Origin of the sequence: Rheinheimera sp. SA_1 (genome assembly GCF_001669775.1) — a bacterium.
Taxonomy (GTDB): domain Bacteria; phylum Pseudomonadota; class Gammaproteobacteria; order Enterobacterales; family Alteromonadaceae; genus Pararheinheimera.
This window is the reverse complement of sequence record NZ_LXWK01000018.1, coordinates 282613-302868: the sequence shown is the minus strand read 5'-3', so window position 1 is coordinate 302868 and position 20256 is coordinate 282613. Positions and strand designations below refer to the sequence as shown.

The 20256-nt window shown below is 51.3% G+C and carries 19 protein-coding genes and 1 pseudogene; 7 read left to right on the top strand and 13 right to left on the bottom strand.

Annotated features, from left to right (window positions below; all coding sequences use genetic code 11):
- Window positions 1-104: 104 nt before the first annotated feature.
- The 3 genes and pseudogenes from A5320_RS22035 to A5320_RS22465 form a co-directional block, all read left to right on the top strand.
- Window positions 105-320: a hypothetical protein gene (locus tag A5320_RS22035; protein ID WP_157606086.1), complete on the top strand. Its 216-nt coding sequence runs from the start codon at window positions 105-107 to the stop codon at window positions 318-320.
- Window positions 317-556 carry a hypothetical protein gene (locus A5320_RS19040; RefSeq protein ID WP_157606083.1) on the top strand — a complete coding sequence of 80 codons (240 nt, stop codon included), beginning with the start codon at window positions 317-319 and terminating at the stop codon, window positions 554-556. The genes A5320_RS22035 and A5320_RS19040 overlap by 4 nt, the downstream gene beginning before the upstream one ends.
- Window positions 557-729: 173 nt before the next feature.
- Window positions 730-843 (top strand): annotated as a pseudogene (locus tag A5320_RS22465) (CGNR zinc finger domain-containing protein); the annotation flags it as partial.
- Between the two features lie 76 nt (window positions 844-919).
- Here A5320_RS22465 and A5320_RS19030 read toward each other — a convergent pair.
- The 9 genes from A5320_RS19030 to ampR form a co-directional block, all read right to left on the bottom strand.
- Window positions 920-2542, bottom strand: a complete 1623-nt coding sequence (locus tag A5320_RS19030; protein ID WP_068068858.1) for a M56 family metallopeptidase — start codon at window positions 2540-2542, stop codon at window positions 920-922.
- A 9-nt stretch (window positions 2543-2551) separates the two neighbouring features.
- On the bottom strand, window positions 2552-2995 hold the full coding sequence (locus tag A5320_RS19025) for a BlaI/MecI/CopY family transcriptional regulator (protein ID WP_197490190.1): 444 nt from the start codon (window positions 2993-2995) through the stop codon (window positions 2552-2554).
- A gap of 248 nt (window positions 2996-3243) precedes the next feature.
- Entirely contained in the window at window positions 3244-4224 is a 981-nt protein-coding gene (locus A5320_RS19020) for an alpha/beta hydrolase (protein WP_068068852.1), read from the bottom strand.
- 40 nt (window positions 4225-4264) lie between these two features.
- Window positions 4265-5443 (bottom strand): glycoside hydrolase family 43 protein, encoded by a 1179-nt coding sequence (locus A5320_RS19015; protein WP_068068849.1) that lies wholly within the window; start codon window positions 5441-5443, stop codon window positions 4265-4267.
- A gap of 183 nt (window positions 5444-5626) precedes the next feature.
- Window positions 5627-6466 (bottom strand): DUF417 family protein, encoded by an 840-nt coding sequence (locus tag A5320_RS19010; RefSeq protein WP_068069120.1) that lies wholly within the window; start codon window positions 6464-6466, stop codon window positions 5627-5629.
- Between the two features lie 140 nt (window positions 6467-6606).
- Window positions 6607-8187, bottom strand: a complete 1581-nt coding sequence (locus tag A5320_RS19005) for a methyl-accepting chemotaxis protein (RefSeq protein WP_197490189.1) — start codon at window positions 8185-8187, stop codon at window positions 6607-6609.
- 245 nt (window positions 8188-8432) lie between these two features.
- Window positions 8433-8660, bottom strand: a complete 228-nt coding sequence (locus A5320_RS19000; protein WP_068068844.1) for a helix-turn-helix transcriptional regulator — start codon at window positions 8658-8660, stop codon at window positions 8433-8435.
- On the bottom strand, window positions 8660-9151 hold the full coding sequence (locus tag A5320_RS18995; protein ID WP_068068841.1) for a hypothetical protein: 492 nt from the start codon (window positions 9149-9151) through the stop codon (window positions 8660-8662). The genes A5320_RS19000 and A5320_RS18995 overlap by 1 nt, the downstream gene beginning before the upstream one ends.
- A 201-nt stretch (window positions 9152-9352) precedes the next feature.
- The gene (ampR, locus tag A5320_RS18990) at window positions 9353-10276 is read right to left on the bottom strand and encodes a LysR family transcriptional regulator AmpR (RefSeq protein WP_068068838.1); all 924 of its coding nucleotides are present in this window, start codon (window positions 10274-10276) and stop codon (window positions 9353-9355) included.
- A 125-nt stretch (window positions 10277-10401) separates the two neighbouring features.
- Between ampR and ampC the strand changes: the two genes are divergently transcribed.
- The gene (gene ampC / locus A5320_RS18985; RefSeq protein WP_068068835.1) at window positions 10402-11568 is read left to right on the top strand and encodes a class C beta-lactamase; all 1167 of its coding nucleotides are present in this window, start codon (window positions 10402-10404) and stop codon (window positions 11566-11568) included.
- A gap of 91 nt (window positions 11569-11659) precedes the next feature.
- Here the strand turns inward: ampC and A5320_RS18980 are convergent, their stop codons facing one another.
- The 3 genes from A5320_RS18980 to A5320_RS18970 all read right to left on the bottom strand — a co-directional run bounded on the left by A5320_RS18980 (window position 11660) and on the right by A5320_RS18970 (window position 14251).
- Window positions 11660-12130 carry an FKBP-type peptidyl-prolyl cis-trans isomerase gene (locus A5320_RS18980; RefSeq protein WP_068068832.1) on the bottom strand — a complete coding sequence of 157 codons (471 nt, stop codon included), beginning with the start codon at window positions 12128-12130 and terminating at the stop codon, window positions 11660-11662.
- Between the two features lie 102 nt (window positions 12131-12232).
- On the bottom strand, window positions 12233-13264 hold the full coding sequence (locus tag A5320_RS18975) for an extracellular catalytic domain type 1 short-chain-length polyhydroxyalkanoate depolymerase (RefSeq protein WP_068068829.1): 1032 nt from the start codon (window positions 13262-13264) through the stop codon (window positions 12233-12235).
- 69 nt (window positions 13265-13333) lie between these two features.
- Entirely contained in the window at window positions 13334-14251 is a 918-nt protein-coding gene (locus A5320_RS18970) for an alpha/beta hydrolase family esterase (RefSeq protein ID WP_068068824.1), read from the bottom strand.
- A 311-nt stretch (window positions 14252-14562) separates the two neighbouring features.
- Between A5320_RS18970 and A5320_RS18965 the strand changes: the two genes are divergently transcribed.
- The 3 genes from A5320_RS18965 (at window position 14563) to A5320_RS18955 (ending at window position 18825) form a co-directional block, all read left to right on the top strand.
- The gene (locus A5320_RS18965) at window positions 14563-16557 is read left to right on the top strand and encodes an alpha-amylase (protein ID WP_068068822.1); all 1995 of its coding nucleotides are present in this window, start codon (window positions 14563-14565) and stop codon (window positions 16555-16557) included.
- Between the two features lie 266 nt (window positions 16558-16823).
- Complete coding sequence (locus tag A5320_RS18960) at window positions 16824-17357, top strand: PH domain-containing protein (RefSeq protein WP_068068819.1); 534 nt, start codon at window positions 16824-16826, stop codon at window positions 17355-17357.
- Window positions 17344-18825 carry a PH domain-containing protein gene (locus A5320_RS18955; RefSeq protein WP_068068816.1) on the top strand — a complete coding sequence of 494 codons (1482 nt, stop codon included), beginning with the start codon at window positions 17344-17346 and terminating at the stop codon, window positions 18823-18825. The genes A5320_RS18960 and A5320_RS18955 overlap by 14 nt, the downstream gene beginning before the upstream one ends.
- A gap of 57 nt (window positions 18826-18882) precedes the next feature.
- On the opposite strand, the gene A5320_RS18950 is transcribed toward A5320_RS18955, so the two are convergent.
- Complete coding sequence (locus tag A5320_RS18950) at window positions 18883-20235, bottom strand: MATE family efflux transporter (RefSeq protein ID WP_157606080.1); 1353 nt, start codon at window positions 20233-20235, stop codon at window positions 18883-18885.
- Window positions 20236-20256 lie beyond the last annotated feature (21 nt).

The following is a 20256-nucleotide window of genomic DNA, read 5'->3' as shown; positions in this document are numbered from 1 at the left end:
CAGCATTTAGTCTGAGCTTCGTTTCATTCAATTGCTTTGGAAGTCTATACGTCTGAATGTCGCTGCTTACTGAGCTTTATACGCCGACGCGACCATGAAGAAAAATGAATAAGCTGGAATTCTGCTTGAGGATTTCTCATGCAGCACTTGTCTTGCTGGAATTAAGGTTGGAGTTGGGTTTTGGATTTCCCCTATCACCCAGCCGTGATCAGGCAAATATTGGCGCCTGTGGTTCACCCAATGCTATGTTGGTCAGCAGCGCAGCAGTTGTCGCTGTGTTAAACACAGTTATTGATGCAACCAGAATAGGTGCAGTATGAGAATCAATTATCAGTTTGCAATGGCGTCTGGGCTTTGTTCGATGGAGCTAGACGTGATGGTGCGCGACCAGCTGTTTTATGTGACAACCGGTGGTTATGAATCGCCCAAAGGCAGCGGCGAACAGCTGGAAGCGGCCATACTGGATTTTACCCATCACTTTAAACATGCCGGGGTTAAAGATCTGTTGGATGGCCGAATCCGACGCAACCTGCCTCGGTCAGCGGACGCAGAATAACTGGCGGCGGGGTAAACCCGCCTCGCGGTAAAACACATCGATGCCCTGCACTTCGAGGGTCTGATACCGCACCTGAGTGTGGTGCCCGCTACCTGTGGCGGTTTCTGCTGCCGCAGCCCCAGTTATTGGCCGAAGGCGACTTTGCGTTGGTCAGGCAATGAGAACATCCAGACTGCATTTTGTGGTTCTACGACCGCACCAAAGCCCACAAACGTCGCTGGTGCAGTTTGGCCCTGTGCGGCAATCGCCACAAAGCGGCGCAGTTTAGAAAAAGAAGTCAGAGTTGAGGTTAAATAACAAAACTCCGGCAAACCGTAGATTTGACAGAGTAATGAACATCGCTGCTCAAGCAAGTGCTGGCAATTACGTAGTAGATAGCAATTGCAGCAGCGGTGAACCAGGGAGGTCAACTCCAGGCATAATTGCCGGTTTGCTGGCGATGTCTTTTGGCAACGTCGCTTTCACCAAGTCACGCTGTTGCACATTGTTTTGCTGACTGTAGATGTAGTATTTCAACATCTTGGTTGGCTGATTATCGAGCACGTTAGGGTGGGACAGCGTCTTCAGCGCCCCGGTATAATCGGCTTTTTCTGCATAAGCCAGTGCCAGCATATAAAGTGAACCAGGACGAATATCTTCACCGATAGCTTGCTGCAGAATTGCGAGCTCTTTCAGTGCCAGATCCGGATTATTCAACTTCAGATAAGTAATGGCGGTGAAGTTTCTAAGGAAGTATGGTACGTCACTGCCTGCCGGGTACCATGCTTCAAACGTGGTGATCACGTCCTGAAACTGCCCAAGCTTATGTTGCACATGCGCCAGCAACGTAAAAGCTTGCAGCTTCATTGTTTGTTCTTCACGCAAGGTCAGCTCAGTACGATTGTTCTGCCAGGCATGGATATTGGCTGCAACCTGCTTTAAATCAGCTGGATCGTCACTTTTTGCTTTGGCTGCAGCCTGTAATAACGCTGTCTGCTGCGTGTTAAATGCTTCGCTTAAATTTGTTTTGTTTGCTGATGGTGCGGTCTGGGTGACCGGATCTGCTGTTTTAGTATCGCTAAATTGCACCGCAGCAACAGCACTGACGGATACTGCTGCCATTAATATCACCAGATGTTTTATCTTCATAACTTTCTCCTTGTTTAACATTTTCACTCGTTGCATATTAAAATCTTTGCTGTTGACGATATTTAATATCGGCGACCCAGCCAAAGATTGTTTTGATGAACCAGCCAAAGGTTTTAATAATAAGCTGGCCAAATCAAACTGGTATTTTTGTTGTAACTGTTTAAAGCAACTTTCATCACAACTAAGTTCTAACACTTGCCTGGCTTTCGCAGAAAGCAGCCGGCAGATTGGATTCCACCAGAACAGACTTTCGGTCAGACAAATCAGCCATAACCAAATGATATCGCCCTGCCTGATATGGGTTGTTTCGTGCAATAACACTGAGTCTAATTCAGGACGTTGCAGCAGATTGGCGTCAATCCAGATGGTGGGTTTGAATAAACCGGTGGCGATGGCTGGCGTGTTTAGTTGTGTCACTTTCACCGGATATGCCCGACCTGCCGGAGTGAGGTTTTTGCTATGAATGGCGTTTTTATTCAGCATGTTAATCGTCGCCAGATACTTTTGCAGCCGCAGCAAAAATAGTGCAATCCCCACCACAAAAACTACCATAAGCAGATGTCCCCAGGTGAACTGCTGATACCACGGCTGCTGAGTAACCAGCAGTTGCTGGGCGCCCCTTTGGTCTTGTGCCGTGAGCACCGGACTCTGCAGATTGACAGGTGTCATGTCGAACCATGCATCAACCTGCACTTTGCTAGTAAAAGTATCAGGCACAAGCTGCCACGGTATAAACCAACTGACGAGGGCAAACATCAGCAGATAGAAACTTATTCTGGCCGGTGCATTTTTTAAAAAGATACTGGTAAGCCATGCACTGATACTAATGGCGGTGCAGGTCATTAAATAATCCATCATGATATTTTCCTACTTCGCTTGTTTTTTGTCTTTTAATAAACTTTGCAAATATGCAATATCATCTTCGTTTAGCTCTTCCTGCTTAATAAAGTGAGCGATTAAGCTTCTTGAATCACCACCAAAGAATCTTTGCATAAACCCCGGCGTCGCTTGATCTGACAACGTACTTTGGTCCACACAGGAACGATAAATAATCGATTTGCCTTGCTGGCCGGCGCGGGCAACTGCCCCTTTTTGTTCAAGACGATCGACGATGGTTTTCACCGTGGTGTATGCTACTTTTTTACTTTGCGACAAACGTTCATGCAGCTGTGCTGCTGTGCAAGGTTCGTGTTGCCAAAGTAGTTGCATCACATCAAGTTCGAATTCGCTGAGCTTCATGGTTTTTCCTATTACTACGTTTGTAGTTTTCATTTCTACAAATGTAGTAGATAGGTTTTTAGCCGTCAACAAAAAATTTGCATGGTTTTCATATCAGTTTGGTTATCCGAAGCGGGGGTAGAGCGCAGCGCCTTTGCGCCATGGGGATGGCGCATGGTGGTTTGATGGTTAAATTATTGAAAAAACGTCTTTGTGAGACGATTCGGCAAAGTTTTATTTGTGGTGTCGGTCGTTTTGAATCGTGCAAATATACAAGTGGTGGATGGCGCTGCGCCTATCCACCCTTGGCGGGTCCTATGGCGCAGTGCTGATCTTGCTTCTTAGGCTTTAGGCTTGTGCATCCCGTGCATTTTTAACCAGCTGGAATAAGCATTAAACCAGCCGGTACTGGTGGTTTCCTTTGGGTACATGCCAAAGCCGTGGCCGCCTTGTTCGTAAAAGTGAAACTCGACCGGTTTTTTCGCGGCGTGCCAACTTTCAATCAAACCAAATTTGCCAAGGGCGAACAGCGGGTCGTCTGCAGCCAGTGCCACAAACAGCGGCGGGGCGTCAGCGGGGACGGCCACAGCATCGAGCGGGCCGTAGATATTGGCGATAAACGCCGGTTTAGCGTCTTTGCCGACCAAAGTTGTCGCCATCGTCAGCATGGCGCCGGCTGAGAAACCGATCATGCCGATACGATCCGGGTCAATCTGCCATTCGCTCGCGCGACTGCGCACCAGCGCAAAGGCGGCGTGAGCATCTTCAAGCTGTGGCGCCAGCTGAACCAACATCTGTGCCGGATCTGGCCGTGGTGGCCGGCGCGAAAACATCTGTGCCATCGAGCGCTGAAAGTCAGCCATATCGGCTGGTGTTTGAGTTAACCGATATTTCAGCACAAAAGCGGCGATGCCTTGTTTGGCCAGGGCGCGGGCGACATCCCAGCCTTCATTGTCCATCGACAAGGTGCGAAAACCACCACCGGGCGCAACAATGACCGCGGCGCCGCTGGCTTTGCCCGGCTCTGGCAGAAATGGTGTCAGCGTGGCAATAGTCACGTTTCGCGCAAACCGGCTGCCATATTGGGTATGCCATGATTCCTGCGTCAGCACACCGGACTCTGGAGTCGGAAGTGGCGGGGTGCCAAGTTCTATCGCCTGAGTTTGTTTAGGAATGGCGATCGGTGTCATCTGGTCGTTGGCTTGGGCCATCGCCTGCGCCGTAAATATACAAAATGCCAGAATTATGCTCTGTCGAACCCTCTGCCAGCTGGTTAATACGGCGGCTGCAGATCGCAGCCAATTTTTTCCTTTGTTGTTCATCTTCAAGGTTTCCTTTTGATCTGAATTGCGCTTTGAGTGACTAGGGTTTTGTCGTCCTGATGATTTTCTGAATGGTCCCATCCTGATTGAAATACACCCGGTCGATGCTGACTGATCTGCGGTAATTGCCGCCGCCGGGCAAGTCGGCACTGTGATATGCAAGATAGGTGTGGCCGTTGAAATCAAACATGGCGGGGTGGATGGTGGTGGTGTTCGGCAGTGGATCCATGATGATGCCCTGATATTGCCAAGGGCCGGTCACGGCAGTGCTGGTGGCATAAGCCAGACTCTCCGGAAACCCCGCCGCATAAACCAGGTAATAAATGCCGTTATGTTTTGACAGATAAGGGCCTTCTTCGAAATTCGGCAGGCTATCCACAGCATGGATTTTAACTTTGCTGGTATCGCGGTTTTGCATCCGGCCTTTTGCATCCAGGCTGTAGCTTTCACCTTTGAGATGGACTAAATCGGCTTCAAGTTCTACCCACCATAATTGTTTATTGCCCCAATACAGGTACGCCCGGCCGTCATCATCAATAAAAACCGCTGGGTCGATATTGCGCCAGCTGTGATCTTTATCTTTGGCGGTATCTTCCAGCAAAATCATCGGCATGCCGCGCGGGTCCATAAACGGCCCATTAGGGCTATCTGACACGGCAACGCCAATTGAAAAACCAAATGCCCCGGCGGTTTGGCCACCCTCGACTGCGGCATAAAAATAATACCTGGGCTTGCCGGACGCATCTTGGCGCTGGATAACATGATGAGCATAAGCGTTGCCGGTTTTTTCGTTGCCGCGGGCCCAGGCAAAGTCAGAGTATCGAAAGACCGTGCCTTTATTCTGCCAACGGATCAGATCGGTACTGGTCCAAAGCCGGTAGTCGTACATGCGGTAGTCATTGCCTGCCAAAGACTGTTCATCATGCGTGGTATAGAGATACACAGTGTCACCGACCACCATCGCCGCTGGATCTGCGGTATAGATAAGATCACCCGCCTGGTTGGTTGGGTCTGTGGTGTTGTATTTAATAATCGGATTGTCAAAGCTGGCGGATGCGGTTTTGCTCGCAGTATTTGTGCTGGCCGAAAACTGGTCTTGGTCGGTGCTGCATGCCGCTATGCCAAAACATAAGCTAAAAAGAGGCCCAAAAAAGGACAGCCACAACAAGAAAGGTGCAATGGGTTTTCTGTTGTTGCTGATACTGCTCACTGTCGGCATGAAAATCTGTCCCCAAGCCACTAAAATGCATTGAGCAACAGTGTGTTGAAATTTTCGCCAGAACGGAACCGCCAGCCCATTACGAATCCGTTTAACCGGCTTATTTTATTTGCATTAATAAGGGCTGGAGCAAATTCATTAACAATTTCCTACCATTCGCGAAGTCTGCTTTTAGAGCCTTTTTTACTCAGACACGAATTCGGGCCGTTGTCGTGGCCACCGTTGCTGCCAAGCGTGCCATAACAACAGCATATTGGCGATAAACCACAGATCTTTGATGATAAAAACCCCGCTGCTACTGAGCACCGCCGGTGATGCCCAGGCGCCAGCGAAACTAAATAAAAATGTTTGAGTAGTAAAAAATACCGAGCCGCACATTAGAAAACCCGGAATAAACAATCCTGGCCAGCGGTAACTGGCTGCGAGTAGTACCAGCGCCAGCCAATCAAAAATGCCAATTAAATTCGATGCCGCTTGTTCGTTGGCCAGCAAATATAACCAACTCAGTAACGGCGAGCTGCTCACCAAATCGACGATCCCTTTGGCTTCAAACGGCAAGAATTTCATCCCGCCAATCCATAGTAATACCAGGCCTACCGGCAGAAAATTCAGCCAGAAACGTTCTGCCGGTTTGGCGACGGGCCAACGCCATAACGTAATGGCCATCACCAGCAGCGCCAGAAATTTAATCACGCCCTGACCTGAGCCAATAATCGGAAAGCCACCCAGACCGGCAATATAATGCTGACTGCCAAATAAACTGAGCAACGGCAACATGCTAAACAGCAGCAGCAAGATCGCCAGCAGTTGCTGCGCCAGCCGCCAACGCAGCGCAAGCAGCGCCAGTATGACGACGGCCCAAAGTACCCAAATCTGGTAAAGGGCCAACCGGGCGAGTAGCGCGGGAGTCGCCTCGGTATAAAACGTAGTGATGGCGGTAAAAGAGCCATATTGACCGGCTTGCAGTGACCACGCGATTAGCGCAGCCGACAGGGCGATAAGGAGTAATGCGGCTTGCAGCATAACAATAACCTGAATGGATGAAACACCGGCATCAGACCTGCGACCTGGCAATTTTCTTTCACTGTTTAGTGGAATACCGCGCTGCAAGCCTGCCATTCAGGCCATCGGCTTGCAGCCTGATATCAGGCGAGCTGGTTTTCCTAATGCTTAAATAGCGCTGCCGTGTTGCGCAACTGTCCGGCAAGTCCGGTTAACGCCAGACTGGTCGACGCTACCGCCTGATTAGCGGCACTGACCGATTGACCATTTTGTTCAAATGCCAGGATCTCATTTTTTAGTTCACTGGCTTTTTGCTGGGAATGATTAGCCAAATCAGCGGCCTGCTGACTGACATCGGCCAGCGTTAGGATCAGCTGGCGGCCGTTTTCCAGGGTTTGCACTAACTGACAAGCCAGCTCGACCGAGTGTTGCGCGGTTTCTCGGTTGGACTGCATATTGGTAACGGCGGCCTGAATGGAGCTGACTATTTTTGCCAGCATTTTGTTGATTTCAGCGGTCGATTGTTGCGTCCGCACTGCCAGTGTTCGAACTTCATCGGCCACCACTGCAAAACCACGTCCGGATTCACCCGCCCGCGCGGCCTCAATCGCGGCATTGAGCGCCAGTAAATTGGTTTGCGAGGCGATATCGGCAATGGTTTTCACCACGCCGGACACTTCGGTGCCGGTCACCTGCAAGGTCAATAACATTTGGCCGCTGGTTTCGATGTCGCCCGACAGCTGACGAATACTATCCGCAGTCTGCTGGACTTCAATTTGGCTTTGCGACATCACGGTTGCTCCGGCCTGTGCTGAAGTGGCGGCATGCATCGACCGGCCAACACTATCTTCCATATGTTGTTCCAGCTGCGTCATGCTGTTGACGAGAAGACTGATGGTGTTTTGGAGCTGCGCTACGGCATTTGAGGATTGTGCTGAACTTCCCGCCAGGGATTCAACCGCCTGATTAATACCGCGGATCGCTTGATAAATATCGGCAATGCCGCTTTTAAAGACGCCGAGGAGCTGATTGATACTGGCAGCCACACTATTCACTTCGGCCACAGTGTCGGTGTGCAGATGGCGGGTTAAATCGCGGCTGTCAGCCACTTGTTGTAACTCGCTGGATAACTGAATGATCGGATTGGCAATTTGCTTTTGTGCCAGTAGGAAAAAACCGATGGCAACCAATACGATCAACAGCAATAACACCACCACGGTACTGCTATTTTTCGACAATGCGCTGCTGATATTTTCAGTACTTGCTTGTGCATCCCCGGTAATGTTGGCGGCAAGGCTTTCCAGTTGTTGATTGAGATTACTGGCAGTTTGATTGATCAGATTCAGTTCAATACGGGCTTGATCCCAATCAACCGGGGCGGTCTGCATCACCTTTAATAGTTGCTGCAGCGCTTGTTGCAGTTTCTGTTGCTCTTGTTGTAATGCCTGGCCACCGATGTTATCCAACGTTGTCAGATGACTTTGTATTGCCTGCCGCATCTGCTGTTGTTGGGCAGTAAATTTGCCGCTTTCAAGCACGGTGCCATATAACTCATAACCTGCCAGCACTTGCTGCCCGGTGATATTTTGTACGGCAGAGACGGCTTGTAATGCCGGCACTGAGCGGTCGACAAATCCGCCGACTTGCTGCATGAGCTGACGATTACTTTGCAGCAATAGCACCGCTGCAACCAGGGTGACGAGGAATATTGCGGCATAACCAATAAAAATCCGACTCTTCACTGAGTTTCCCAAAATGCACCTTCTTGTATTTGCGGTTGGTTGAATCAACATAATACAGAGGGAGCTAGCCGCAACTTTATTTCAGGGAATTTCAAAAATAAAAAGGGGGCGGAGCAATATTGGTTAACTATCCCGAGTTTTTCACCCGACCAATCCGGTCAACAACAGTTGAATATGATGGTTTGTACGACGGTATTTAGTGCTGTTATTGATTAATGTGAGCACCATTCGGCGATGACCTATGCCTATTTTTCCGCCTGTTGAAAATCAGCAAAGTTAAAAATCTGTTCGACCGGCACATCAAAAAACCGAGCCATTTGTAATGCGATAATCACCGAAGGTGTAAACCTGCTGGTTTCGACGGTACTGATGGTTTTACGTGAAACACCAATAGCGTCGGCCAGTTGCTGCTGCGATAAACCTTTGGCCGCACGCAGTTCGGCTATTCGGTTGTAGAGGGATTGTTCGTCCATTATCGAGTTTCCTCTGTAAGCTCGTCCTGATCATCCAGCACATTGCGCAGACTGAGATAAAAGCTCAGCATCCCGACGAATACCGTCAGCAATGGTACCTGTTGATAGGAAAGCCACTGCGGATGACCATGTACCAGCACCAGCTGCGTCGCCACATGGCCGAAAAAAGCCGTCATGATGGTTAACTGAAATGCCAGCGTGGTCGCCCGCTGAAAACGACAGCGCAAATACTCGTCCGGAAAGTCACCACATATTTCCCGCAACCTCCAGCCATACGACAGCAGCTTGGGTTGTTGCCACATTTTGTACATGAAATAAATCAACGGCAGGACGATCGCAGCACCAATCACCTCACTGACCGTGCTGAGCTGAAACCACAGTAGCGTGATGTCTTTTAACAGATGAAAACCGGTTAACCAACTGAGAAAGGCCGCGCTGGTGATGGCCGCTTTCACGCAATTCTCCTGTTCTTCGATAGTCCATGTGGTCATGCTGAACGCTCCTGCTTGTTATAAGTTGATACCTTCAGGTATCAATATGAAACCTTAGGGTATCAGTGTTAAGTAGTTTTGATGCCCCAGGGTTACATTTATTGAGTAGTCAAAACGACAGAGCAGGAACGTTTGCATTGCAGTGGTGCTGCAGTGGCATGGGTGTCTTCAGATGTTTATTTACGGTTAGTTGTACCTGGCCTACAACTCTGTGTTTGGCAGCAGCCCTTCACTTGGCCGCAGCTCTGCACTCGCGACCAACTCCGCGCTGAGCCACTGAGCAAATTCGCGCATAGCGCTGGTTTCCACTTTAGATTGCAGCCGGGTTAGCCAATAACTGCCGAGGCTGATTTCGGACGAAAAAGGTCGTTGGATCCGGCCACTACTGATGAGATGACTAAACATCCGTGCTGGTGCTATCGCAATACCGATGCCGGCCTGGGCGGCTTCGAGCATAGTGACGCTGGAATCAAACACCATCACCGGATGGGTTGGCGGCAACTGCGGGCCAGCGGCCTGTTCTAGCCAGGCGGTCCATTCGTCGCGCCGGTAAGAGCGCAGCAGCCTGAAGTTCAGTAGATCCGCAGGTTGCGTAAGCTGGGCGGCTATTTCCGGCGTGCACAACGGTGTCAGCGGGCTGTCGCATAAATACAACGCAGCCGTGCCATGCCAGGCACCGCTGCCAAAACGAATGGCATAGTCCAGCCCTTCGGCGGCCACATCAACCCGGTTGTTGTTGGTGGAGATCTGCAATTCGATATGCGGGAATTTCTGATAAAAAGCAGCGAGGCGGGGCAGCAAAAAACCGGTGGCGAAGGTGCCGACTACGCCAATCTTCAGTTTTTCCTGCACTTTACGACCAGCAAAATAATCTAACAGCTCGGCAATCCGGTCAAAAGACTCATTCAGCACCGGTAGCAAATGTTCACCTTCAGGCGTCAGCATCAGACCACGCGGCACCCGTAAAAACAGTGGGCAATGCAGCTGATCTTCCAGCAATTTCACTTGTTGGCTGACCGCCGAGTGCGTCACGTTCAGCTCGATGGCGGCATGGGTAAAACTTAAATGCCGTGCGGCGGCTTCAAAGGCGCGCAGTGATTTGAGCGGAATATAGCGACGGGTCATGGCTTTCCTGTAAGTTTTTCTAACAGCTGATGTGCAAATTAACCGTTTGTCCAGCGATGTCAACTGGCGCACTCTAATTGTCGCCGGCAAACCCTTTTATTCACTCAATCAGCCAAGGAATCTTTATGTTTTTCAGCAAAACCCGTGTGGCACTTTGGTGTGCGCTGCCGTTGGTCCTGTTATCTGCCCACCAGGTACAGGCGCGCACAACCGTTATTGAAAACGAAGCGGCGTTAAAAACTGCGGTAAGTCAGCAAGTCAGCCAGCTGATGCAACAGCAGCAAATTCCCGGCATGGCAGTCGCCGTGTTGTGGCAAGGCAAGACCTATCATTACAGCTTTGGTCAGGCCGATCTGGTCAAAAAAACGGCTGTGACGCCAGATACCCTGTTTGAACTGGGCTCGATTAGCAAAACCTACGCCGGGGTATTAGGCGCGATGGCCATTGAAAGCGGTGCTATTGCGCTCACTGATCCGGTCGCCAAACACTGGCCAGCGCTGACCAGCCCGCAGTGGCAGCAAATTAATATGCAGCATCTGGCGACTTATACCGCTGGTGGTCTGCCGCTATTTGTACCGGATAGCGTCACCGACAAAACCAGTATGCAAAGTTATTACCAGCAGTGGCAGCCGCAATATGCGCCTGGTACGCAGCGGGTGTATGCCAATACCAGTATTGGCCTGTTTGCACACTTGGCGGTTGCAGCTGATGGCAAATTTTATGCCGATGCCTTTGCCGGGCTGACGAAAACGCTGGAGCTCAAGCAGACTTATCTGCAAGTTCCCAAAGCTTTAGATACCCAATATGCCTGGGGCTACAACGAAGGCAAGCCGGTGCGGATTGGAACCGGGGTGTTACTGGACGAAGCTGGCGGGGCGAAGGCTAGTGTGCGGGATGTCGCGAGCTGGGTGCAGGTTAATCTGCAGCCGGAGAAGGTTAGTTCTCCAGTGCTGAAGGCTGCAATTGCGCGTGCCCAACAACGTTACGCTCAAGCAGGACAGATGTACCAGGGATTGGGCTGGGAAATGCTCGATTATCCGTTGCCGCTCTCAGCCCTGACTGCGATGACTGATCCGGATTTTGTCAAAGGCAGCGCCGCGACTTTGATTTCCCCGCCAACCGCTGCGGTAAAAAGCAGCTGGGTGCATAAAACCGGCGCAACCAACGGCTTCGGTGCCTACGCCGCTTTTATTCCGTCACGGCAGGTTGGCATTGTAATGCTGTCGAATAAACGTTACCCGAACGCACAGCGGGTGGAACTGGCTTATCGGATTTTGGAAGGCTTGAAGTAAAGATTTGAAGTAAAGAGCTATGGGTCAGGTCGTTGATTTTCTGCTTTATACCTCGCGGTATGCGAATCAATGACACTGACCCAATTGCTTTTTATTGGATCTCAAACAATTCCACATCAAAAATCAGTACTGAACCGGCCGGGATTTTGCCGGTACTGCGGTTGCCGTAACCAAGACCTGACGGGATAAAAAAGCGGAATTTGTCGCCGACTTTCATCAGTTGCACACCTTCGGTCCAGCCGGAAATTACACGGTTTAATGGAAAGCTGATGGTTTCGCCGCGCTCGACTGACGAGTCAAATACAGTGCCGTTAATCAGCGTGCCGTGGTAATGCACGCGCACTGTGCTGGTGGCGGTTGGGTGGCGGTCTCCGCTGCCAGCTTGCAACACCTGATATTGCAGGCCTGAAGCAGTGGTGGTGACGCCGTCTTTTTTGGCATTTTCAGCCAGGAAAACACTGCCTTGTTCCTGATTCACCACTGAATTTTTCTGGTTATTGGCGCTGTTGTAAAAGTAATAGGCGATGCAGGCGATGATGATGATAATTAAAGCTATTTTCATGTTGGGTCCGGGTACTTGGTGTAGGAGGCAGCCATCTTATTGTTTATGTTGGCTTTGGTCAAAGGTGCCTTGGTGGCATGCCGCTGAGCGAACAGGCTTTGATCACGGCAACTGCGCCTGAAAAAACTGCCAAATCAAGGTATTGGCATCAATCGCAGTTGAAGGCTTTTTACCACGCACCGCTTTGCCGCCGGGCCAGGAGTGGCCGCCGCTTTCGGTGACCACCAGTTGCAGTTGAACACGGCCATTCGTGCTTTGCCAGCGATCGCTGTACACACCTGGTTGTTGCAGCACCCGGCTGGCGGTGGCGGGCAGTTGCAGCCGTTGTTGCCAGCGTTTGATTGTGTCAGCAACCGAAGTGAAGTCAGTGACTTTGCTTTTGTTGCGAAAGGCATCTTCACCGGCGCCACCTTGAAACAATACATGGCTGTCATCCAGGGCATGGATATGTAGCACCGAAATAGCACGGCTTGGTTGGCACTGCACTGTATTGTCGGTACCGGCAACAGCAGCAACAGCGCGAAAGGTGTCGGCCATTTCGCATGCTAAACGATGCGCCAGCATGCCGCCATTCGACATGCCGGTGGCGAAAATTTGCTGAGGATTGATCGGCAGTTGCGTCTGGATATCTTTAAGCACATGTTTCACATAAGCGATGTCATCGACTTTTTCATCGCGGGCGTAACCACAACAATGTCCGGCATTCCAGGTGGCAAGATGACCGCGTGGAAACGCGCTGGAACCATTGGGAAAAGCCAGCACAAAACCTTCGCGCTCAGCGGTTTCGCGCCAGCCATAAGCTTTGGCCGCTTGTTCCATATGACCGCCACCGCCATGGAAAAACAGCACCAGTGGCGCTGCTGTACTGGCGTTGCTCCCGGCTTTCATTCGGGCTTTCATTCCGGCGTTTAACGAGCGCGGCACGTATAGCAAATATTTGCGGTTGTTGGCGACTTTCCGCTGGTATTCGCCGGGTTGCAGCGCCGCTATTTGCTGGCCTGCGCCTGGCTTTTTTTCGACCATCGGTTCGGTTGCTGCAATGCTGCACCATGGTAAAAAAAGCAGCCACCACCACGGCTGCATCATTCTACTTGGCCAAGTGGTATTCATCAGGGTATTCGTCAGGTTATTCATCCGTGATCGTCTCCGGATTGGATGGATAATCCTGACGCACCACCGCGAATTTAGCAATCCGATCCCGGCTTAAAAACCGCTGGTAAAGCTGGTGGCTAACAATTGATGCAACACTGGTTTCAGATACTCCGGATGGTGTTGCCCGCCTTCAACCATCGTGAACTGTGTTGGCTTAATACAACCCTGAAAGCTGGTGGTTTTGGCAGATTGATCCTTCGCCGTGAGTTTGAAAGCATCGCTAACGATGGTATTGGTGCTGCAGCCGTTGATCTGACGGAAACGCTCGATAGTGCTATCAAGACTATTGATCACATTACCTGACTGCGCGACCCGGCCTGCTAGTGGCATATCGGTGTCAGCAGTGCCGTGTAAATGGTGCAGCACCACCGGAACTAACGGTTTACAGGCTGACAGACTGCCCCGAAGTTGGCCGGATATCGCAAAAGCTGCTTTGACCCGGTGTGGCACCTGACAAGCCAGCTGATACGACATCATGGCACCCGCAGAAAAACCGACTGTTGCTACTTTGCTGCCGTCGCCCTGGTGCTCACTTACCAGCTTGTCGATGATGGCAAGGCTCAGCGCAGTATCGGCACTTGGATTGCCGCCCTCTTGCACATTACTTTCCCAGGTCCAATCCTGACCACCCAATGGCAAGGCAATTAAGTAGTTTTTGCTGTCGGCCAGCGCATGTAAACCTAAAAAAGAGTCCAGTTCCTGCGGTGTGCCATAAGATGGCGGCGAGCCATAAAAGGCCAGCACAATCGGCGAAGGCGCGGTCTTGGCCGCCGGGCTAATCAACATAAAATGACGATTATTGATCTGCAGACACTGTTCATTTGCTTTTAAGACGCCGCAGGCACTTGGTGCAACTTGCACCGGTGGTGGTGTATTGGTTGCAACGCCGCTATCGCTGCCGCCGCCACCACAAGCGGTTAAACCTAATGCGCTAAGGCCGACAAATGTTGTAAAGATGGTTTTTTTCATACGGTTCTCCTGTTGAAATTGCAACCTGACCATCAGGCACAACATCGTGAAGAGACATAAATAAAACAGGATTAAAACATGATTTTAACCTTATGGCGGCTTAACTTGTGGCTTGCACTTAAGTTCTGTGCCACTTCAGCACATTATCCAACAGTGCAGTAGATGTAAATTTCCTGCAAACGTATTCAATGGTTGATTGTTTTTTAATCATGGTGCGGGCGACTAAGGTCTTTCGCAGCAGCCAAGAAGAGCTGCACGCCAACACAGGCACCTGACAGAACTATAAAAACATCCAAACGACGAGGAAGAATATGAACTACATCCCATTAGCTGCCGGAGCTCTGCTGGCGGTCAGTCCGGCTTTTGCAGCGCAAAAAACTACTTTTGTGCATTTGTTTGAATGGCGCTGGAGCGATATCGCCAGCGAATGTGAAAATTATCTGGGTCCGCAGGGTTATGCCGCGATTCAGGTGTCGCCACCGACCGAGCATATTCAGGGCAGCGCCTGGTGGACGCGCTATCAACCGGTCAGTTATCAGTTGCAAAGCCGCAGTGGTGACCGTGCAGCCTTTATCAATATGGTGCAGCGCTGCCAAACAGCCGGGGTGGATATTTATGTCGATGCAGTCATTAACCATATGGCCAGTGGCGGTGGTGTCGGGATTGCCGGTTCCAATTTTGGTAATCGGGCTTACCCGATGTACTCAGCGCAGGATTTTCACAACAGCTGCACCATCAATGGCAGCGATTATGGCAATGACCGCTGGCGGGTGCAAAACTGTGAGTTGGTCGGGTTACCGGACTTAAACACCGGCGCTCCTTATGTGCAAAATACCCTGGCCGCATATTTAAATGATTTATTGGCGCTTGGCGTCAAAGGGTTCCGGATTGATGCGGCCAAGCATATGGCGGTGGCCGATATTGCCGCTATTAAAGGCAAGTTAACTTCAAGCCCGTTGATTTACCAGGAAGTGATTGATCAAGGCGGCGAAGCGGTCAAAGCCAACGAATATACCGGTATTGGCCTGGTGACCGAATTTAAATATTCAGTGCAACTGGGCAATGTATTTAAAGCCGGCCGGCTGGCGAGCCTCTCGAACTTTGGCGAAAGCTGGGGCTTTTTGCCCAGTGCCCAAGCGGTGGTGTTTGTCGACAATCACGATAACCAGCGAGGTCACGGCGGTGCCGGTAATGTAGTGACGTATAAAGACGGCCGGCTCTACGATTTGGCCAACGTCTTTATGCTGGCCTACCCCTATGGTTATCCGCAGGTGATGTCGAGTTATGGTTTTAGCAATGGTGATCAAGGACCGCCGACTGCTGCGGTTTATCAAAGCGGCAACCTGAATTGCTTTGGCAACGATTGGAAGTGTGAACATCGCTGGGGTTATATCGCAGGCGCGGTGCAATTTCGCAATAATACTGCGGCGGAATGGCGCACCACCCATTGGTGGGATAACGGCAACAATCAAATTGCCTTTGGCCGCGCCAGTTTAGGTTTTGTGGCGATTAACCGCGAAGGTTACGCCCTGAATACATCGCTGCCAACCGGCATGGCACCGGGCCAATACTGTAACGTGTTAAAAGGCCAGCTCAACAGCGCTAAAACCGCTTGTAGTGGCGAAGTGATCAGCGTTGGCGCCGATGGCCGGATCCAGGCCAACGTGCCGGCATCGGATGCGTTTGCCATACACCATCAGGCCAAAATTGGCAGCAGTCAGCCACCGCAAAGCGGTAATTATCAGCGGACTGTGGTGTTTATTCAGGCACAAACCCAAAGTGGCCAGGATATGTTTGTCCGTGGTGGGCTGGATCATGTCGCAGCTCAGCAGCAGCTTGGCCTCAATTGCACCGCCACCAACCTGCAATGTGCCATGCCAATTCGTCACCGCAATTTGCAAAATGCCACCACAGCGCCCTGGAAAGCGAACGACAATTACCTGGATTGGTATGGTCGCGAAGCCAGTCAGACTGCCACCGCCGAGGGCACAGCGCTGGACTGGACCACCAACAGCTGGCCAGCAGGCTGGGGCGCCATCCGCACCGTAGCCGCTGACGGTTATGGCGTCGCACCGCTCAATCGTTTTGGCGCGCATTACTGGATGCTGGACGTCGACATGGACTGCAGCAAAACCATCAACGGCTGGTTCGAGTTAAAGGCTTTTGTCAAAAATGGTCAGGGCTGGGAAGGCAATATCAGCCAGACCGGCACGCCCTACGCCAGTCAAAACCACATGGCACAATGCGGCAAACTGAATGTGTTCAGTTTTGGCCAAAATGCGGCTTTGATTGAGAATTTGCTGTAACGGTGGATTATCGGAACGACACGCCCTTTGATGGATAAAGGGCGTGATTGAATGTCACAGCATTTTAATCAATATGGAATTAAGTGGATGTCCTGATGGTTCCCTCTGTCCCCGGTTACTTGCAGTCACCACACTGGAAACGTCATTACGTACCTGCTCTATACAAAAAAATCCACTCCATTATTCGCAACATTTTTAACATGGGTTAGCCATCGGCGAAACCTTTGCGATATGCTGCGCACTGTGTAAATTATTAAGGTTCTGCCATGACCAACCAGCTGCTTGATACCGGATTTCTGGACGACCATACTTTGTCTGGTCCGCTGCCTGACGAGTGGCTGCTGTTACCGGCGTCAGCTTTGACCAAACGCCGCTGGGTGTGGCTGCTAAGTTTCGTGGTTGTGGCGTGTGGATTAATGATGGTGCACTGGTGGCGCGGTTCACACTGGATATTTTGGCTACTTTGGGTTGTCACCGCTTTGGTGTTTCTCGCGAGCTGGTGTTGGCTGCCGCTGCAAATCCGCCATCAGCGGTTTTTACTCCGTACCCAGGACTTTCTGTTGCAATCCGGTGTGCTATGGCGCAAGGCGGTGCTGATCCCACTGCAAAGGGTGCAGCATGTCAGCATCAGTCAGGGGCCACTGCAAAAACGCTTTGGGCTGGCTACGCTCAAAGTGTATACCGCCGGTGGTCTGGATGCTGAAGCCTCGCTGGCGGATATTGAGCATCAGTTGGCACAGGCGCTCTCTGAACAACTGAGTCGGCTGATCCCGCGTGGAGAGACTGATGCCGAACATTGAGACACCAGAGCAGCCTTCCACGTCGGAACATTCATCTGAAAATTGGCAGCGCAGCTCCATTTGGGCGCTGTTGCCGCTGCTGATTAAAGCTGTGGTGCAATGGGCCGGGGCTATTATTGGTGGCGCTTATTTGTCCTTTAGCAAAAGCTTTGAAGCCTATTTCCCTTATCTGCTGGCTGGTTTGGTGGTATTAATCGTCGGTAGCGCAGTGCTGAATTGGCGTTATACCCGGTTTCGGGTGACTGCCCAAGGCATCGAGCTGCGGCGCGGATTGCTGCATAAAGAACATTTGCAGTTAGCTAAATCGCGGATTCAGGAGTTGCAGGTACAACAGCCTTTTTACTTTCGACCGCTGCATCTTTATGCCGTCAGTCTTGATAGTGCCGGCAGCCAACAACAGGAATTTTATCTGACCGGCCTGACCTCACAGCAATTGGCTTTGCTTCAAGGCGGCGAGCAAGTTGATCACAGCGCGCCTTCTACCCCTTTTTTCCGGATTTGGTTGGCGACGCTCTACAACAAACATTTATGGTTACCCCTACTAGCGGTGTTTGGCGCTGTGCAATCACAGCTGAATGGCGACTTGTTTAAAAGCCTGTGGGCACAAGGCCGGGAACTGCTGCAGCAATCCGGACTACAACAAAGTTTTGAGCTGCAACTGGTGGCTGGCCTGGGTGTATTGCTGCTGGTTGGATTGGCATTGTTATTGATGACGCTGATTTGGTTGTACCCACAGCATTTTGTGCGCGATGACCGGCAATTGCAGCTGGTACAAGGCACCCTGTTGAAAAAGTCGCAGCGGATCCAGACCAAAAGGGTGCAGATGCTGACCATCAGTCAGCCATGGCTAGCGCGGTGGCTAGGTCACTTTTCACTTGTTTTTCATGGCTTTGCTAATTCACAGGAACGAAAAAGTAAATTTGTGCTGCTCGGGCAAACCATGGCCGACATCGATCAGCAATTGGGCGCGCAGCAGCTGGTCAGGTTATCAGATGTCCGGCAAATGTCGTTGCAGCAGTATGCTCCGGCCTATTTCCAGCGTTTATTAGTCGTTTGGAGCTGCATTTTTTTGGTGGCAGCGGTGTTGCTCGGATTGCTGTTGTTGGTCATATGGCAAACCAACATCGTGGCTATCAGCCCGACATCAGCGGCGCTTTCGGTCACAGTGTTGCTGGTAGTGGGGTTTTGGCAGCTGGCAGATTGGTGGGCTTATCGTCGCTGGCACGGTTTTTTGGTGCAGGATCAGGTGTTGTACCTGTGGCATGGCGGCATCGGCCAACACTGGCAGGTGCTGCCGCTTCAGCAAGTACAAAAAGTGCAGTTGACGCAGTCGCTATTTTTTCGCCGGCAGCAACTGGTGCAGGTCCAATTCAGCACCGCCAATGGCACCGTGACACTGGCGGCTTTGCCCAACCAGCAGGCGCAGGAGTTATATACGCAGCTGCTGGCGTTGTTGTATCGGAAGTAAGGGGCACCGGTGCCTATCCGTGTTTACCCCTTCCGTATCCTGCCATCAACTATGTCTTCAGGCCACAGCCTGCAAGCCGGTTAATTTGCTGCGCATCTGCCAGCGCACCAGGTAACAACTGCACAGGCCTTGCAGCAAAACGCTGGCTGCAGAGCAATACCAGACCATCGCTGGTGAAAAATCGCTGCGTCCGGATAACCACAACACCGGTAGGATAAACACAAATACCCGCAAAAATGAGCTGGCCAAGGATGGCCAGGTATTGCCAAGGCCCTGAAAAACACCGGAGCAACTAAATACCAGCACCACGCTCAGGCAGTTCAGGCTGATGATCCGCATAAAGAGTTCACCTTCGGCCAATACCAAAGGATCGTCACTAAAAAGCGCCATCAGCGAATGCGCCATAAGCTGACTCAGGATAAACAGCAGTCCCATCACCCAGGCCATTTGCTGCATACCAATCCGGAAGCTTTGCCGGACCCGTAAGGACTGGCCGGCGCCAAAGTTCTGGCCAACAATAGCTGGCAGCGCAAATGAAATGGCCATCGCCGGCATCATGATCGCCTGCAAAATGCGGTTGCCAATGCCGAAGGCGGCTTGGGTTGCAGTACCGAAGTCCTGGATGACCCAATAGACAAATGCAGTAAAGATAAACATCAGCGCAAATTCACCACCGGCCGGTACGCCGATAGCAGTGATTTGCCGCCAGACTTTGCCGTCAAAGCGCCACTGTTTCGGCACTTGTAGCACCGAATGATCGCTTTTCAGGAAATAACCCCAAAGCAGCAGCACACCGACCGTCACCGAAATACTGCTGGCAAGGCCTGCACCAAATACGCCCAGCGGATAACCAGTGCCCCAACCGGCGATCAATACTGGCGCCAACACGATATTCAACAGCACTGTGATCAGTTGCACCTGCATGGTCGGTTTCACCACGCCAACAGCGCGTAGTGCGGCGGCAATAGCGGTAGAAACAAACATCAAAGCCAGACCCGGCAAATAGGCCTGCAGAAATTGCTGCGCCTGCTGGTGAACCACAGGATCCGCGGTCAGCAGTTGTATATAAAGGCCGCTCAGTCCAAATCCCAGCACTAATGTCAGCAGGGCCAAAGCCAAGCCCATCAGCATTGCCTGCTGGAACACAATATTGGCGTTTTGGTGCTCGCGGGCGCCGGTATAGCGGGCGATCAGCGCCACACAACCGACATTCAGCATTTGCGTCAGTGCCATAATCAGCATTGTCAGATTGCTGGCAGCGCTGACGGCGGCAATGGCTTCAGCGCCTAAATCAGAGACGAAATACAGATCAACAAACAAATATAGCGACTGGACAAACATACCAACCATCATTGGCAGTGCCATCGTCCAGACGTGGCGGCGTAACGAGCCCTGGGTTAAATCGGTCATAACATTCCTGTCTATTTTTAT

What these genes read in the sequence shown, in the direction of transcription:
- A5320_RS22035 (WP_157606086.1), top strand. Translation starts at nt 105, where the DNA reads ATGAATAAGCTGGAATTCTGCTTGAGGATTTCTCATGCAGCACTTGTC.
- A5320_RS19040 (WP_157606083.1), top strand. Translation starts at nt 317, where the DNA reads ATGAGAATCAATTATCAGTTTGCAATGGCGTCTGGGCTTTGTTCGATG.
- A5320_RS19030 (WP_068068858.1), bottom strand. Translation starts at nt 2,542, where the DNA reads ATGATGGATTATTTAATGACCTGCACCGCCATTAGTATCAGTGCATGG.
- A5320_RS19020 (WP_068068852.1), bottom strand. Translation starts at nt 4,224, where the DNA reads ATGAACAACAAAGGAAAAAATTGGCTGCGATCTGCAGCCGCCGTATTA.
- A5320_RS19015 (WP_068068849.1), bottom strand. Translation starts at nt 5,443, where the DNA reads ATGCCGACAGTGAGCAGTATCAGCAACAACAGAAAACCCATTGCACCT.
- A5320_RS19010 (WP_068069120.1), bottom strand. Translation starts at nt 6,466, where the DNA reads ATGCTGCAAGCCGCATTACTCCTTATCGCCCTGTCGGCTGCGCTAATC.
- A5320_RS19000 (WP_068068844.1), bottom strand. Translation starts at nt 8,660, where the DNA reads ATGGACGAACAATCCCTCTACAACCGAATAGCCGAACTGCGTGCGGCC.
- A5320_RS18995 (WP_068068841.1), bottom strand. Translation starts at nt 9,151, where the DNA reads ATGACCACATGGACTATCGAAGAACAGGAGAATTGCGTGAAAGCGGCC.
- ampR (WP_068068838.1), bottom strand. Translation starts at nt 10,276, where the DNA reads ATGACCCGTCGCTATATTCCGCTCAAATCACTGCGCGCCTTTGAAGCC.
- ampC (WP_068068835.1), top strand. Translation starts at nt 10,402, where the DNA reads ATGTTTTTCAGCAAAACCCGTGTGGCACTTTGGTGTGCGCTGCCGTTG.
- A5320_RS18980 (WP_068068832.1), bottom strand. Translation starts at nt 12,130, where the DNA reads ATGAAAATAGCTTTAATTATCATCATCATCGCCTGCATCGCCTATTAC.
- A5320_RS18975 (WP_068068829.1), bottom strand. Translation starts at nt 13,264, where the DNA reads ATGAATAACCTGACGAATACCCTGATGAATACCACTTGGCCAAGTAGA.
- A5320_RS18970 (WP_068068824.1), bottom strand. Translation starts at nt 14,251, where the DNA reads ATGAAAAAAACCATCTTTACAACATTTGTCGGCCTTAGCGCATTAGGT.
- A5320_RS18965 (WP_068068822.1), top strand. Translation starts at nt 14,563, where the DNA reads ATGAACTACATCCCATTAGCTGCCGGAGCTCTGCTGGCGGTCAGTCCG.
- A5320_RS18960 (WP_068068819.1), top strand. Translation starts at nt 16,824, where the DNA reads ATGACCAACCAGCTGCTTGATACCGGATTTCTGGACGACCATACTTTG.
- A5320_RS18955 (WP_068068816.1), top strand. Translation starts at nt 17,344, where the DNA reads ATGCCGAACATTGAGACACCAGAGCAGCCTTCCACGTCGGAACATTCA.
- A5320_RS18950 (WP_157606080.1), bottom strand. Translation starts at nt 20,235, where the DNA reads ATGACCGATTTAACCCAGGGCTCGTTACGCCGCCACGTCTGGACGATG.